We start from the raw sequence: 13338 nt of genomic DNA, 5'->3' as shown, positions 1-13338 counted from the left end.
CAGGGAGTTCACTTCCCGCTCTCCTCCTCGATCTCGACGGCCTGGTCCAGGAAGCCGGCAAGCAGCACGACGACCGCGCAGGCGACCTCCATGCCGATGGCCGCGTTCAGCAGGGGGACGGTGCCGCCGGAGGACAGCGTGTCGAACGTGCCGTACGGCAGCAGGGTGTTGGCGAGGAAGGCGGAGCCTCCGATCAGGCTTGCGAGGCCGGTGACGAGGTAGGCGGAGGTGGCGACGGCGTCGCCGATCTCGTACGCGCCGACCGGCCGGACGCGTTCCAGGGCGCGGTAGTCGGCGCCCAGATAGAGCAGGTGCAGGGCGGTCGCGGCGACGACGCCGCCCTGGAAGCCGCCGCCGGGACTGAGCTGCCCGTGCGCGACGACGTACAGGCCGGTGAGCAGGGCGACGGGCAGGACGACGAGGGCGTAGCGGCGTACGGGCAGGGCGACTGCGGCGGGTTCGGGCCGGGCGCGGTGTTCGTCGCGGGTCTGGCGCAGCAGCGCCACGCAGCCGAGGACGGCGGCGAACAGGATGGACATCTCGCCGAGGGTGTCGAAGGCGCGCTGGTCGAAGTTGACGGAGGAGATGGTGTTGGCGGTGTGCCGGGCGAGGGAGGCGCGGACGGCGCGGTCGCCGTACGGGTGCCGGTCGCCCCCGAAGGACGGCAGCTTCAGGCAGGCGGCGACGAGCAGGACGGCGAGACCTGCGGCACCGGTCAGCAGGACGTACAGCCGGGTGCGCCGGCTCACCGCTCGCGTCCCTTGGTCCGGCCCCGCCGCCTAATGGGAGCTACGGAGCCGGGGAATGCTCGGGTCCGTAGCCGCCAGCAGGTGAGCACTACCGACGCCGGAAGCATTCGACTTCTGAGGTCAGACCGTGCCCCTGCTGGTCGGCCGGGAGGCCAGACCGTTGATGGGGTGGCGTGCCCGCCGGGCAGTGGGGCGTGAGCACTGGATCCATTAGGCCGCGTGCCGTGCCTTCCGCAGGCTGCATGGAGCAAAGCACCTGACCAGGAGGACGAGTTGCTGCTGATCGGCGATGACTGGGCCGAAGACCACCACGACGTCGAGGTCCAGGACGAGGCAGGCCGAAAACTCGCCGCGGCGAGGCTGCCCGAGGGCGTGGAGGGAATCGCGAAGCTGCACGAGCTCCTGGCCAAGCACGGCGGCGAGGGCCTGGATGCCGCCGACGTGGTGGTGGGGATCGAGACCGACCGCGGCTCCTGGGTGCAGGCCCTGATCGCCTCCGGCTACCAGGTCTATGCCATCAACCCGCGGCAGGTCGCCCGGTTCAAGGAACGCTATGCCTCCTCCGGCGCCAAGAGCGACAGGGGCGACGCGCACGCGCTGGCGGACATGGTCCGCATCGACCGGGCCCAGCTGCGGCCGGTGGCCGGGGACAGCGAGCAGGCGCAGGCCGTCAAGGTCGTCGCCCGCGCCCACCAGACCTTGATCTGGGAACGCGTTCGCACGTTCCAGCGGCTGCGCAGCACGCTGCGCGAGTACTTCCCCGCCGCCCTGGCCGCCTACGCGGACCTCACACTGACCAGCACGGACGCCCTGGAACTGCTGATCAAGGCCCCTACCCCGGCGGCCGGGGCGAAGTTGACCCGTGCCCAGATCACCGCCGTTCTGGCCCGTGCCCGCCGGCGCAACCGGGACGCGAAAGCGGCCACGATCCAGGCCGCGCTGCGCGAACGGCAGCTGGGCCTGCCCGAGCCGGTCACGACCGCCTACGCGGCCACCGTCACCGCTCACGCGAAGCTGCTGATCGCCCTGAACGAGCAGATAGCCGACCTGGAAGGGCAGGTGAGGGCCCATTTTCTCAAGCACCCAGACGCTGAGATCTACCTCTCGATGCCCGGCATCGCGGAGATCACCGGCGCCCGGGTGCTCGCCGAGTTCGGGGACGACCCCACCCGCTACGCGTCCGCCAAAGCCCGCAAGAACTACGCCGGCACCAGCCCCATCACCCGGGCCTCCGGCAAGAGCCATACCGTCCAGGCCCGATACGTCCGCAACAACCGGCTCGCCGATGCGTTGCAGACCCAGGCGTTCTCCGCCCTGCGCGCCTCGCCCGGCGCCCGCCACTACTACGACAAACAACGCGCCCGCGAGGCCGGTTACAACCCGGCCCTGCGGCAGCTCGGCAACCGCCTCGTCGGCATCCTCCACGGATGCCTCAAGACCCGAACCCTCTACGACGAAGCGACCGCCTGGTCGCACCACGCCCACACCCCTGCCGCTTGACACCAAACGACATGGGGTGTCTGACCTTGCGGACGGTGAGCATCAGCAGCAGCGGCGTCAGCGCGGAGCCGACGGCCAGCTGGGACAGGCCCACGTCGGGTGCCTGGAGCACGGTGAACAGCACGGCGAGGACGACGCCCAGGACGGCCAGGACGAGGGCCTGGCGGGTGGGGTCGCGGGTCGCTACGGCCACGGTCGCGCAGGAGGCGACCAGCAGCAGCGCGACGACGATCACCGCGTCAGCCACGGCGAACCCCCCTGACTCCGCCGGACAGGGCGCGCGAGGCGACGAGGTTTCCGCTGATCAGCAAGGCGCCGATCACCAGCAGCTTGGCCATGGCGCGGCTGGGGCCCGTGGCCACGCACAGCGCGGTCACCGTCACCGCTCCGAGGCCGGCGACCGTCCAGGTCGGTCCCCAGGCGCGCGGCGGGTCCTCGGCCAGTTCGTCGGCGAGCAGCCGGGCGAAGACGAGTGTGCCGACGGGGCCGAGCAGGGCGAGGACGAGGCCGAGGTCGACGTAGGAGGGGCGGTGATAGCCCTGCGCGAGGAGCAGCATGCCCGAGGAGGCGAGGGCGGTGGACAGGTTCTGGGCCACGACCCGGCGCCGCAGCGGCCCGGTCGCCACACCCCACAGGGCCGTTCCCAGGCCGCCGCCGAGGCCGACGGTCGCGGCGAGTGTCCAGCCGTTCACGCCCCGGTCACCGCCCGTCGGGCGGCCCGGGCCACCACCGCGCCCACGCAGGCGGCGCCCGCGCCGACCGCGCGTTCGAGCGTGTCGACCGTGCTGATGAGGAACAGCCACAGCACGGCGAGCGCGACCCACCAGGCGAGCAGCTCGGCCGCGGCGACGAGCGTCGTACGCGGAGTCATGCGTCACCTCTTCGGCTCGGCTCACGCACCGTCATCACGAGATGTCCGTTACGTCCTTGCGGGGCATCCAAACATCGCGGCGAGCGCCGCGGGTGGCGGCGCGCGCGGGTCTGAGCCCGGAGTGCCCCTACCGCAGGAAGAAAAACCGCACGGTGTCCGGACCTGGGCCGAAAGCGGACTGCATCCTCCGCCGCGGAGCGGGTAACCGCCTCACAACGCAACGAAGTTGAAGACTGGAGGACCATGTGTCCCGTGCAGCCCTGACCCCACGCTCGTTGCTGCGCCCGCGTACCGCCAAGGCGGAGAAGGCAGGTAAGGAGAAGGCAGGTAAGGCGGACAAGACGGCGACATCCAAACCGCGCAAGGCCCGCAGCACGCAGTCGGGAAAGCCGGCGAAGTCGTCGACGTCGTGGCGCGGGACGCGGCAGACCCCCCTCGGACGGCATGCCCTGCCCCTGCCACTGCGTCTGCTGGCGATGCTGTGCGCCTTCGGGGTCATGGTGGCGTTCGCCGTGGTACTGGCCCGGCTCACCCTGGAGCCGTCCCCCGCGTCGGTCTCACTGACGCACACGAACCTGCATCCGGGGCGCTCGCTCAAGGCCTATCTGGATCAGCCGGCGCTGCGGGACGCGGTGAAGCAGATCGGCGGCAACATCCTGCTGGGGGTGCCCTTCGGTGTCCTCGTCCCGGTGCTCGCACCGCGGGCCCGCGGGCTGCTGCGGGTGCTCACACTGACCGCGGTGGTGATGCTGCTGGTGGAGTTCGCGCAGGGCGCCCTGATCACCGGGCGTGCCTTCGACATCGACGACGTCATCCTCAACACGACCGGTGCGCTGATCGGTTACGTCCTGCTGGGCCGGCGGATGGGACGGGCGGTGCACGCCCGGGAGCGGCTGCCGCGGGGGGCGGCCAAACGGACGAAGGGCGCGTAGCCGACCCCTTCGACTTCTGGTCCGTACCAAAGTATTGACGAGTCCTTATCTCACTCCTTAAATCAAGAGGCGACGCCTTCACCCCCCACCCCGGCCGACGCACCCGTGCGCCGGCCGTACGGAAGGAAGTGCCGTGGCCTCTCCACGCCTGCTGCGCAGATGTCTGCTCGCCACCCTGTCCGCCGTACTGGTCGCGACCGCCGCGACCGGTGCGGCGCACGCCGGTCCACCGGCGCCAGTTGCCGCCTCGGTGACGTTCGCCGACAGTTTCGACGGCCCCTCGGGTGCCGCGGTCGACTCCTCGAAGTGGCAGACCGAGACCGGCGACAACGTCAACAACCACGAGCGGCAGTACTACACCTCGGGCAACAAGAACGCGGCCCTGGACGGCCAGGGCCACCTGGTGATCACCGCCCGGCGCGAGAATCCGGCCAACTACCAGTGCTGGTACGGCACCTGTCAGTACACCTCGGCGCGCCTGAACACCTCGGGGAAGTTCAACGCCCAGTACGGGCACGTCGAGGCGCGGATGAAGATCCCGCGCGGGCAGGGCATGTGGCCCGCGTTCTGGATGCTGGGCACACCCGTCAACTGGCCGGACTCCGGCGAGATCGACGTGATGGAGAACGTCGGCTTCGAGCCGTCCACCGTGCACGGCACGATCCACGGGCCCGGCTACTCGGGCTCGGGCGGCATCGGCGCGGCGTACTCGCTGCCGAACGGCCAGGCGTTCGCCGACGCCTTCCACACCTTCGCCGTCGACTGGGCGCCCGACTCGATCACCTGGCTGGTGGACGGCAACGTCTACCAGCGGCGCACACCGGCCGACCTGGGCGGGCGGACCTGGGTCTTCGACAAGCCGTTCTTCCTGATCCTGAACCTGGCGGTGGGCGGCTACTGGCCCGGCGACCCGGACGGCTCCACCGCCTTCCCGCAGCAGCTGGTGGTGGACTCGGTCTCGGTGACGACCGGCGACACGGCCACGGGCGCGGCGATCAGGGGCCCGGGCGGCAAGTGCGTCGACGTCGCCGGGGCGAACCCGGCCAACGGCACACCGGTACAGCTCTACGACTGCAACGGCAGCGCGGCCCAGCAGTGGACCGCCGGCTCGGACGGCACACTCCGCGCGCTCGGCAAGTGCCTGGACGTCACCGGCAACGGCACGGCGGACGGGGCGACCGCGCAGCTGTGGGACTGCACGGGTGGCCCGAACCAGAAATGGACGGTCACCGGGGCCCACGACATCGTCAATCCGCAGGCCGACAAGTGCCTCGACGCGACCGGGAACAGCGCGGCCAACGGCACTCGGCTGCAGCTGTGGACCTGCACGGGCGGCGCCAACCAGAAGTGGACGCTCGGCTGAGCCGCGCCCCTCTCAGCGCGGTCTCCAGGTGAACTTGTCTCCGCCCACCCAGCGCACCACATCGGGATCGTCGAGGTCGTGGACCGTGATGCCGAACGCGGCGGCGGCCACAAGGACGTCGGTGACGGACTTGGCCTCGCCGACCACCTCTCCGTCGATCTCCACGATCCGGAACGGCGGTGTGCCCGGGTGCACCCCGAGAACCATGATCCGCGGACGGGAGACACGCGGGCTCTCGATTTCGGTCATGGAATAGAGCGTAGGACGCATTCCGGGCCCACGACTCGTCACCGGCCGATCGATCGGCACACCGTGCGGCCCGCGCGCGGCTGGTGAACCCTGGAGGTGGAGGTCACCATGGATCCCCTCGACGTACTGGACCGGATCGCCTTCCTCCTGGAGCGGTCGCTGGCGCCGACGTACCGTGTCCGCGCGTTCCGCACGGCGGCGCGCGTCCTGAAGACGCTGCCCGGGGACGAGGTGCGCGAGCGGGCGGCCGACGGGTCGCTGGAGTCGCTCAAGGGCATCGGCCCGAAGACGGCGCAGGTGGTGCGGGAGGCGCTGGCCGGGCAGGTGCCGGGCTATCTGCAGAAGCTGGAGGGCGAGGCCGCGGCACCGCACACCGGGGGCGGTGAAGGCCTGCGGGCGCTGTTGCGGGGGGACTGCCATCTGCACTCCGACTGGTCCGACGGGGGCAGTCCGATCGAGGAGATGGGCCGGGCCGCGGCGGCACTCGGACACGAATGGGCGGCTCTGACCGACCACTCACCGCGGCTGGCCGTCGCACGCGGCCTCTCGCCCGAGCGGCTGCGCGAGCAGCTCGACGTGGTGACGGAGCTGAACGCGGCCTGGGCGCCGTTCCGGCTGCTCACCGGCATCGAGTGCGACATCCTCGACGACGGTTCCCTCGACCAGGAGCCGGAGCTGCTGGAGCGGCTCGACGTCGTGGTGGTGTCCGTGCACTCCAAGCTGCGCATGGACGCCCGCTCGATGAGCCGCCGCATGGTGGCCGCCGTACGCGATCCGCACTCGGACGTCCTCGGGCACTGCACCGGGCGGCTGGTGACCGGGCGGGGGCGGCCCGAGTCGGAGTTCGACGCGGACGCGGTGTTCGCCGCGTGCGCCGAGACCGGCACGGCCCTGGAGATCAACAGCCGCCCGGAGCGGCTCGACCCGCCGCTGCGGCTGCTGCGCCGGGCAGTGGACGCGGGAGTCCTGTTCTCGGTCGACACCGACGCGCACGCGCCCGGACAGCTGGACTGGCAGATCCTCGGCTGCGCCCGGGCGGAGGAGTGCGGGGTACCCGCCGAACGGGTGGTGAACACCTGGGCCCTGGACGACCTGCTGGCCTGGACCCGACAGCGGCGTACACCGGCGGGAGTGGCGCGTCCCTGACGTGGTACTCGTGCGGCCGAAGAGCAAGGGAGCACGTATGGAACGGGCGGCCGTGTTCGATGTCGACGGGACCCTCGTCGACACCAACCACCTCCACGTGGTGACCTGGTGGGAGGCATTCCGCCAGGCGGGCCACACAGTGCCGATGCACGCCATCCACCGGGCCGTCGGGCTCGGCTCCGACGATCTCGTCGCCCATCTGCTCGGCGACGACCGCGACACGGACCAGGACGCCGAACTCAGTGCCGCGCACAAGGCGTTGTACGGCCAGTACTTCGCGCGGCTGCCCGCGTTGCAGGACGCCGGGCGGCTGCTGCGGCGCCTCGACCACGACGGCTGGACGGTGGTTCTCGCCACGTCCGCCGGCGGCCCCGAGCTGTCCGCGCTGCGCCGCGCCATCTCCGCCGACGACGCGATCACCGCCACCGCGAGCGCCGACGACGTCGAGGAGGGCAAACCGGCGCCCGAACCCGTCGAGCACGCCCTGAAGTTGGCCGGCGTGCCCGCGGACCGGGCGGTCTTCGTCGGCGACACGGTGTGGGACATGCAGGCGGGCAGCCGGGCGGGGGTGCACTGCGTGGGAGTGCTGTGCGGCGGGATTCCGCGCGCGGACCTGGAGGAGGCCGGGGCTCGGACCGTGTACGACGGCCCCGCGCACCTCCTGGCGAACCTGGCGGACAGTCCCCTGCGGCAGCGGTGACGCACATCACCCCGTAACCGGGCGGGAAGAGGAACACCCGCGAGAGGTTGTCCGTTGAACAACACGTGGGTGCGGATGGGACAGTGTCCCCGGGCCTCACCTTTTGCCCACAGGGACGATCGTTCGGCTGAAGCCCTGTGGAGCCTTTCGCCGAGAGGCGACCGCCATCCGCGCCCACACCCTGACTGCCCCGACCGAGATTCCCCCGTCCGGTCGGGGCTCTTCTCCGCCCGCACGGCCGCAGGGTCCGCTTGACTTCGAGAGCGCTCCAATACGTAGCGTTCCCGGCATGATCACTGCACAGCACAACATCGGATCCGGCTTCGGTGCCAAGAGCACCGCCGAGGACGTCCTGCACGGCATCGACCTGACCGGCCGGCTGGCCGTCGTGACCGGCGGCTACTCAGGCCTCGGTCTGGAGACCACCCGCGCGCTCACCAAGGCGGGCGCCCATGTCGTCGTCCCCGCCCGGCGCCGGGCCACCGCCGAGGAGGCGCTGTCCGGCCTCGGCGGCGTCGAGGTGGACGAGCTGGACCTCGGTGACCTGGAGAGTGTGCGCGGCTTCGCCGAGCGGTTCCTCGCCTCCGGGCGGACCATCGACATCGTGATCGACAACGCCGGCATCATGGCGTGCCCGGAGACCCGGGTGGGGCCCGGCTGGGAGGCGCAGTTCGCCACCAACCACCTCGGCCACTTCGCCCTGGTCAACCGCCTGTGGCCGGCGATCGCGCCCGGCGGTGCCCGGGTCGTCGCCGTGTCCTCCCGCGCCCACCACTTCTCCGGCATGCGCTGGGACGACGTCGACTGGCGGCAGGGCTACGACAAGTGGCAGGCCTACGGCCAGGCCAAGACCGCGAACGTCCTCTTCGCCGTCCACCTCGACAAGCTCGCCCGCGAGGCGGGTGTCCGCGCCTTCTCGCTGCACCCCGGCGGCATCATCACGCCCCTCCAACGGCACATCCCCAAGCAGGAGATGATCGAGCGCGGCTGGATCGACGAGGACGGCACCGTGCTCAACCCCGAGGGCTTCAAGACCCCTCCGCAGGGCGCGGCCACCCAGGTGTGGGCGGCGACCTCGCCGCAGCTGGACGGCCTCGGCGGCGTCTACCTGGAGGACTGCGACGTCGCCGACATCGCGGTGGACGGCGGGTCGACCGGTGTCAAGGAGTGGGCGATCGACCCGGAGCAGGCCGCCCGCCTGTGGGAGCTGTCCGCACGGCTGACGGGCGTGAACGCCTTCGCAGGCTAGGAGTTGTCGAGCCCCGTGGGCCCGTACACGGCGGCGGGAGCACCCGTCGCCAGGGCCCAGTACCGGTCTCCGTACGACCAGTGCCACCACTCGGTGGGGTAGTTGACCAGACCGGCCGCGCCGAGGGCCTCCCCCAGCACCGCGCGGTGCGCACGGGCCTCGGCGGTGATGCCGATGGCGTCCGTGCAACAGGCGCCGTCGCTCTGCTCCGGATCGGCGTTCATCGGGGTGCCCAGGTCGAGTTCGCGGCCGGCGGCGTCGGCGAGGGTGAGGTCGACCGCCGCGCCCGCGCTGTGCGGGGCGACCCCGGGCGGGGAGACGTAGCGGCTGGCGGCGGTGAGGATGCTGTCGGCCGGCCACCGCGGGTGTGCGGCGCGCAGTTCGGCGGCGTACCGCTCGAAGTAGTGGCGCTGCAGGGCCGGTGGCCGGTATCCCTCCACGAAGAGCAGGCGCAGGCCGTCGGGCAACCGCGCCTGCGCGGCGAGGAGACGGTCCAGAACGCCCTGGCGCAGGTGGACCTCCGCGCCGTGGGAGTCCTTGTGCTTGCGGTCGTCGACCAGCAGCGCCTGTCGCACGTCGACGAGGGGCTCACCGCTCTCCTCCACGGGGACGGCGGCGACCCGGGCGTCGGACATCAGGATGATCTCGCTCATGACCTGATCATGTCCTCATCACGCCCTGATCATCTCCCGGCTGCCCTCAGGACACCGCACAGGACCCTCAGCGTTTCATGAACTCGCGCAGGTCGGCGCTGAGTTGGTCGGCGTGGGTGACGAAGAGACCGTGGCCTGCGTTCTCGTAGACCTTCAGCGTGGCGTCCGGCATCAGCCGGGCCGCGCGCTGTCCGGTCAGCTCCAGAGGGGCCGAGGCGTCGTGCGTGCCGTGGACGACCAGTGCCGGCAGATCGAGCCCCGGCAGTTCGGGGGCGACGTCCACGACCGCGACCAGTTCCTGTACGGCGGCGGTGGAGTGCGGTGTGGAGAGCTGGGCGCGCTCGACGAAGTACCGCACATACGCCGGTGACACGTCGTTGCCGGGCCGGTCCACGGCGAAGAAGCCCGGGGCACCGTTCTGGAAGAACTCCGCCCGGTCGCGTCGGCACTCCTCGTTGGCGGCCCGCACCGCGGCCTGGTCCAGGCCGCCCGGGTTGTCGGCGGTGCGCACCATTCCCGGGGCGATACCGGCGACGAAGGCGACGCGTGCCACCCGCCCCGCGCCGTGCCTGGTGAGGCAGCGGGTGATCTCCACCGTGCCCATCGAGTGACCGACCAGGGTGGCCTCGCGCAGGTCCAGGTGATCGAGAAGTCCGTGCAGGTCGTCCGCGAGGGTGTCGAGGTCGAAGCCGTTCCACACGTCCTCGGAGCGCCCGTGCCCCCGCCGGTCCAGGCTCACGCAGCGATAGCCCTGCGCCGCCAGCGGCGGCATCTGGAACTCCCACATCTCCGATCCCAAGTAGGCGCTGTTGACGAAGACGGCCACCGGGCCGTCGGCCGGGCCGTAGTCGACGTAGTGCAGCTGTGTGCCGTCGGCGGGGCTGGCGAAGCAAGGCATGGGACGTCCTCCTGCGATCCGGTGGAATGGCGCTGTCCTTCATGGTTCCGGGAGCCGCCGCGGGGGTCGATTACCTCCGACGTCATGGAGGTCCGAAGCCGTCGGTGGACGGCAGGTGAATCCGCGCGGGACGGGTACCCGGTCACTCCTCTCCAGTGGAGCGGCCGGAAGGAGCCGAACCGGAAGGAGCCGAAAGTGAACAGCACAACGGGCAGCAGGATCGTTGTCACCGGGGCGACCGGCAATGTCGGCACCAGCGTGGTGCGTCTTCTCTCGGAGGATTCGCAGGTCGGTTCCGTGCTGGGGCTGGCCCGGCGGATCCCCGACTGGTCGCCCGCCGGGACGGAGTGGTCCGCCGTCGACCTGGCGTCCCAACAGGCCGATCTGGCCGGGGAGTTCGCGGATGCCGACGCGGTGATCCATCTGGCGTGGGCGTTCCAGCCGACGCATGATCCGGCGGCCACCTGGCGCACGAACGTCCTCGGAGGCATCCGGGTCTTCGACGCGGTGGCGGCGGCCGGGGTGCCGACGCTGGTGCACGCGTCGTCGGTGGGCGCCTACTCACCGGGGCCGAAGTATCGCGCGGTGGACGAGTCATGGCCGACGCACGGCTGGCCGGACGCCGCGTACTGCCGCGAGAAGGCCTATCTGGAGCGTGCCCTGGACACGTTCGAACGCGAACATCCCGAGGTGCGGGTGGTGCGCATGCGGCCCGCGTTCCTCTTCAAGCGGGAGTCGGCGAGCGAACAGCGCCGGATCTTCGGCGGCCGCTTCCTGCCGGGCCCGCTGGCACGTCCGGAGCTGCTGCCCTTCCTGCCCGACATCCCCGGTCTGCGGGTACAGGCGCTGCACACCGACGACGCGGCCAGGGCCTATGTGCTCGCGCTGGGCTCCGAGGCCCGTGGGGCGTTCAACCTGGCGGCGGAACCCGCCGTCGACGCGGAACTGCTCGGCCGGATGCTGGGCACGCGCCCGGTCCGGCTCCCCCGCGCCGCGGCCCGCTCGGCGATCGCCGCCGCCTGGGGTCTGCATCTGCTGCCTGCCTCGCCGCATCTGTTCGACGCGGTCCTGCGCCTACCACTGATGGACTGCACACGCGCGCGTACCGAGCTGGACTGGCACCCGGAGCACTCGGCCGACAACGTGCTGGAGGAGTTCCTTCAGGGTATGCAGCGGGGCGAGGGAGCGGCCACTGATCCGATGCAGGGGCACAAGGTGGGCTGACCTCCCTGCCCCTCGTGCAAGCCGTTCTCGGCGCTCTCGGCGCGAGACCCGCCCCGCCGGCTACCCGGCCTCGGCGAGTCGGTCTTCCTGTGATGGCTCGCTGTCACCGTCAGGCGGAGGACTCGTCCGGATCGGGATGCTCGGGGTGCACGGTGGCGGGGCGGGGGCCGCCCTCACGGCCGGTGCCGGCCTCGTCCGTGTCCGGGACGCCGGTGCCGGCCTCGTCCTCTCGTGCCTCCGGGAGCGGTATGTCCAGTGGATCCTCGCCCTTGCGGACCTGCTGGTCCGGCAGATCCCGCGGCACGGGCTCACCGTCCTGGCCTGTATGACGCCGATCGGCCACGGAGCACTCCCTTCGCGTTGTCGAGCGACACGCGAGTACCTCCCGGGACGACGGCCGAAACCTGGAGGTCGCCGTGGACTCACGGTCCGGCAGCGCCACGCTTGTGAGGGGCGCGGGGAACTGCACGACAAGCCCCCTCGCAGCCGTGGACGACCGCCGGCCCCGGCGGCGCTCTCAGCGTCGCTCCTCCAGCGCCGTCTGCCAGGCGGGCGCCGGCCCCGCGGGCGCCGGTTCGGGCCGCCGCCCGCCCCGCGCAAAGAAGTCAGCCAGAGGCAAGATCGCCGTACCGACCGTGACCGCGTCCGGCCCGAGACGACCAAGGTCGATGGTGACCTTCTCGGCCGGGTGACGCAGGGCGTACGACGCCGCGTGCCGACGCACGGCGGGCAGGAACCGCGCCCCCAGCTGAAGCCCCGCCCACCCCCCGATGAGAATCCGCTCGGGCTGGAACAGATTGATCAGGTCGGACAGCCCGGCGCCCAGGTACTCGGCGGTCTCCTCCAGTACGGCAAGCGCCCCCGCGTCCGCCGCCCCGCCCCCGGAGGGATACGCCGCGGCCAGCATCGCGGTCAGCGCGGTCTCCTCGTCGACGCCCTCGGGCGGGCGCCCGCCCTCCTCTCGCCACCGCTCCAGCAGGGACTCCGCCCCTGCGTACGCCTCCAGGCAGCCGAGCGCACCGCACCGGCAGCGGCGCCCTCTGACCCTCACGGTCAGATGTCCCCACTCGACGGCCCGGCCGTGCTCCACCTCGGGGGTGACGAGGCAGGCGCCCACTCCGGAGCCGAACAGGACGACGACCGCGTTGCGCGCGCCGCGGCCGCCGCCGAACCACATCTCGGCCTGACCGAGGGTCTTCGCGCCGTTGTCGATGAAGTACGCGACGGTGTCCGGCAGTTGGGAGGTGGAACGGAGCAGGTCTTCCAGCGGGACGGCGTCCCAGCCGATGGTCTGCCCGTGTACGACAGCGCCGCGGTCCGAGGTGCGTTCCACGATGCCCGGGACGCCGATGCCGACGCCGAGGAGCTGCTCGGGGGCGATACCGGCGCCCGTGAGCACCTCTGCGATGCCGTCGCGGATGTGGCCGACGATGACCTCGACCTCGTAGCGCTGCGCCTCCAGCGGGCGCTCGGCGCGGGCGAGTTCGGTGAGGGTCAGGTCGAACAGCTCGATCCGCACCCGGGTCTCGCCGACGTCGACGCCGATCATGTGGCCGCTGGCGGGCGCCATGCGCAGCAGGGTGCGGGGGCGGCCACCGTCGGAGTCGACGCTGCCGGCCTCCTCGAGAAGGCCGTCCGCGACCAGGTCCGCCACGACGTTGCTCACCGAGCCGGAGCTGAGCCCGGTCGCCGGGCCGAGCTCGAAGCGGCTGAGGGGGCCGTCGAAGTAGAGCCGCTGCAGCACGGCCGTGCGGTTGGCCCGCCTGAGGTCGCGTACCGTTCGCCCGTTCCGCCCCGTAGCCAT

At 71.6% G+C, this 13338-nt stretch carries 16 protein-coding genes; 7 read left to right on the top strand and 9 right to left on the bottom strand.

What is annotated here, in order from left to right; genetic code table 11:
* Positions 1–8 precede the first annotated feature (8 nt).
* Complete coding sequence (locus tag OOK07_RS40165; RefSeq protein WP_266801525.1) at positions 9–749, bottom strand: MnhB domain-containing protein; 741 nt, start codon at positions 747–749, stop codon at positions 9–11.
* 273 nt (positions 750–1022) lie between these two features.
* Between OOK07_RS40165 and OOK07_RS40160 the strand changes: the two genes are divergently transcribed.
* On the top strand, positions 1023–2249 hold the full coding sequence (locus OOK07_RS40160) for an IS110 family RNA-guided transposase (protein WP_266801861.1): 1227 nt from the start codon (positions 1023–1025) through the stop codon (positions 2247–2249).
* Here OOK07_RS40160 and OOK07_RS40155 read toward each other — a convergent pair.
* The 3 genes from OOK07_RS40155 to OOK07_RS40145 are packed head-to-tail and all read right to left on the bottom strand — an operon-like array spanning position 2182 to position 3120.
* Entirely contained in the window at positions 2182–2496 is a 315-nt protein-coding gene (locus tag OOK07_RS40155) for a Na(+)/H(+) antiporter subunit B (protein ID WP_266801524.1), read from the bottom strand. The two genes, OOK07_RS40160 and OOK07_RS40155, sit on opposite strands and share 68 nt — an antisense overlap.
* Positions 2489–2941 (bottom strand): MrpF/PhaF family protein, encoded by a 453-nt coding sequence (locus OOK07_RS40150; RefSeq protein WP_266801523.1) that lies wholly within the window; start codon positions 2939–2941, stop codon positions 2489–2491. Before OOK07_RS40150 ends, OOK07_RS40155 begins: the two co-directional genes overlap by 8 nt.
* Complete coding sequence (locus OOK07_RS40145) at positions 2938–3120, bottom strand: hypothetical protein (protein WP_266801522.1); 183 nt, start codon at positions 3118–3120, stop codon at positions 2938–2940. The genes OOK07_RS40150 and OOK07_RS40145 overlap by 4 nt, the downstream gene beginning before the upstream one ends.
* A 245-nt stretch (positions 3121–3365) precedes the next feature.
* On the opposite strand from OOK07_RS40145, the gene OOK07_RS40140 reads away from it, so the two are divergent.
* Both OOK07_RS40140 and OOK07_RS40135 read left to right on the top strand, forming a co-directional pair.
* Complete coding sequence (locus OOK07_RS40140; protein WP_406313120.1) at positions 3366–4052, top strand: VanZ family protein; 687 nt, start codon at positions 3366–3368, stop codon at positions 4050–4052.
* A 133-nt stretch (positions 4053–4185) separates the two neighbouring features.
* The gene (locus tag OOK07_RS40135) at positions 4186–5415 is read left to right on the top strand and encodes an RICIN domain-containing protein (RefSeq protein ID WP_266801521.1); all 1230 of its coding nucleotides are present in this window, start codon (positions 4186–4188) and stop codon (positions 5413–5415) included.
* Between the two features lie 12 nt (positions 5416–5427).
* Here the strand turns inward: OOK07_RS40135 and OOK07_RS40130 are convergent, their stop codons facing one another.
* Positions 5428–5664 (bottom strand): hypothetical protein, encoded by a 237-nt coding sequence (locus tag OOK07_RS40130; RefSeq protein ID WP_266801520.1) that lies wholly within the window; start codon positions 5662–5664, stop codon positions 5428–5430.
* 108 nt (positions 5665–5772) lie between these two features.
* Between OOK07_RS40130 and OOK07_RS40125 the strand changes: the two genes are divergently transcribed.
* From OOK07_RS40125 to OOK07_RS40115, 3 genes are all read left to right on the top strand, one after another.
* Entirely contained in the window at positions 5773–6810 is a 1038-nt protein-coding gene (locus OOK07_RS40125) for a PHP domain-containing protein (protein ID WP_266801519.1), read from the top strand.
* A gap of 37 nt (positions 6811–6847) precedes the next feature.
* A complete protein-coding gene (locus tag OOK07_RS40120) occupies positions 6848–7510 on the top strand; it encodes an HAD family hydrolase (RefSeq protein ID WP_266801518.1) in 663 nt (220 codons plus the stop codon).
* Between the two features lie 289 nt (positions 7511–7799).
* Positions 7800–8759, top strand: a complete 960-nt coding sequence (locus OOK07_RS40115; RefSeq protein ID WP_266801517.1) for an SDR family NAD(P)-dependent oxidoreductase — start codon at positions 7800–7802, stop codon at positions 8757–8759.
* Here the strand turns inward: OOK07_RS40115 and OOK07_RS40110 are convergent.
* Positions 8756–9412: a M15 family metallopeptidase gene (locus OOK07_RS40110; RefSeq protein ID WP_266801516.1), complete on the bottom strand. Its 657-nt coding sequence runs from the start codon at positions 9410–9412 to the stop codon at positions 8756–8758. The genes OOK07_RS40115 and OOK07_RS40110 overlap by 4 nt on opposite strands.
* 67 nt (positions 9413–9479) lie before the next feature.
* Positions 9480–10310 (bottom strand): alpha/beta fold hydrolase, encoded by an 831-nt coding sequence (locus OOK07_RS40105; RefSeq protein ID WP_266801515.1) that lies wholly within the window; start codon positions 10308–10310, stop codon positions 9480–9482.
* Positions 10311–10505: 195 nt separating this feature from the next.
* Here OOK07_RS40105 and OOK07_RS40100 point away from each other — a divergent pair, with 195 nt between their 5' ends.
* On the top strand, positions 10506–11534 hold the full coding sequence (locus OOK07_RS40100; protein ID WP_266801513.1) for an SDR family oxidoreductase: 1029 nt from the start codon (positions 10506–10508) through the stop codon (positions 11532–11534).
* Positions 11535–11643: 109 nt separating this feature from the next.
* Here the strand turns inward: OOK07_RS40100 and OOK07_RS40095 are convergent, their stop codons facing one another.
* Positions 11644–11877, bottom strand: coding sequence for a hypothetical protein (locus tag OOK07_RS40095; RefSeq protein ID WP_266801512.1), 234 nt, complete (start codon positions 11875–11877; stop codon positions 11644–11646).
* A gap of 174 nt (positions 11878–12051) precedes the next feature.
* Positions 12052–13338 carry an ROK family transcriptional regulator gene (locus OOK07_RS40090; RefSeq protein WP_266801511.1) on the bottom strand — a complete coding sequence of 429 codons (1287 nt, stop codon included), beginning with the start codon at positions 13336–13338 and terminating at the stop codon, positions 12052–12054.

Source organism: Streptomyces sp. NBC_00078, assembly GCF_026343335.1.
Classification (GTDB): domain Bacteria; phylum Actinomycetota; class Actinomycetes; order Streptomycetales; family Streptomycetaceae; genus Streptomyces.
This window is presented reverse-complemented; position numbering and strand designations above follow the sequence as displayed.

What these genes read in the sequence shown, in the direction of transcription:
- OOK07_RS40145 (WP_266801522.1), bottom strand. Translation starts at nt 3,120, where the DNA reads ATGACTCCGCGTACGACGCTCGTCGCCGCGGCCGAGCTGCTCGCCTGG.
- OOK07_RS40130 (WP_266801520.1), bottom strand. Translation starts at nt 5,664, where the DNA reads ATGACCGAAATCGAGAGCCCGCGTGTCTCCCGTCCGCGGATCATGGTT.
- OOK07_RS40125 (WP_266801519.1), top strand. Translation starts at nt 5,773, where the DNA reads ATGGATCCCCTCGACGTACTGGACCGGATCGCCTTCCTCCTGGAGCGG.
- OOK07_RS40120 (WP_266801518.1), top strand. Translation starts at nt 6,848, where the DNA reads ATGGAACGGGCGGCCGTGTTCGATGTCGACGGGACCCTCGTCGACACC.
- OOK07_RS40115 (WP_266801517.1), top strand. Translation starts at nt 7,800, where the DNA reads ATGATCACTGCACAGCACAACATCGGATCCGGCTTCGGTGCCAAGAGC.
- OOK07_RS40110 (WP_266801516.1), bottom strand. Translation starts at nt 9,412, where the DNA reads ATGAGCGAGATCATCCTGATGTCCGACGCCCGGGTCGCCGCCGTCCCC.
- OOK07_RS40105 (WP_266801515.1), bottom strand. Translation starts at nt 10,310, where the DNA reads ATGCCTTGCTTCGCCAGCCCCGCCGACGGCACACAGCTGCACTACGTC.
- OOK07_RS40090 (WP_266801511.1), bottom strand. Translation starts at nt 13,338, where the DNA reads ATGGCTACGGGGCGGAACGGGCGAACGGTACGCGACCTCAGGCGGGCC.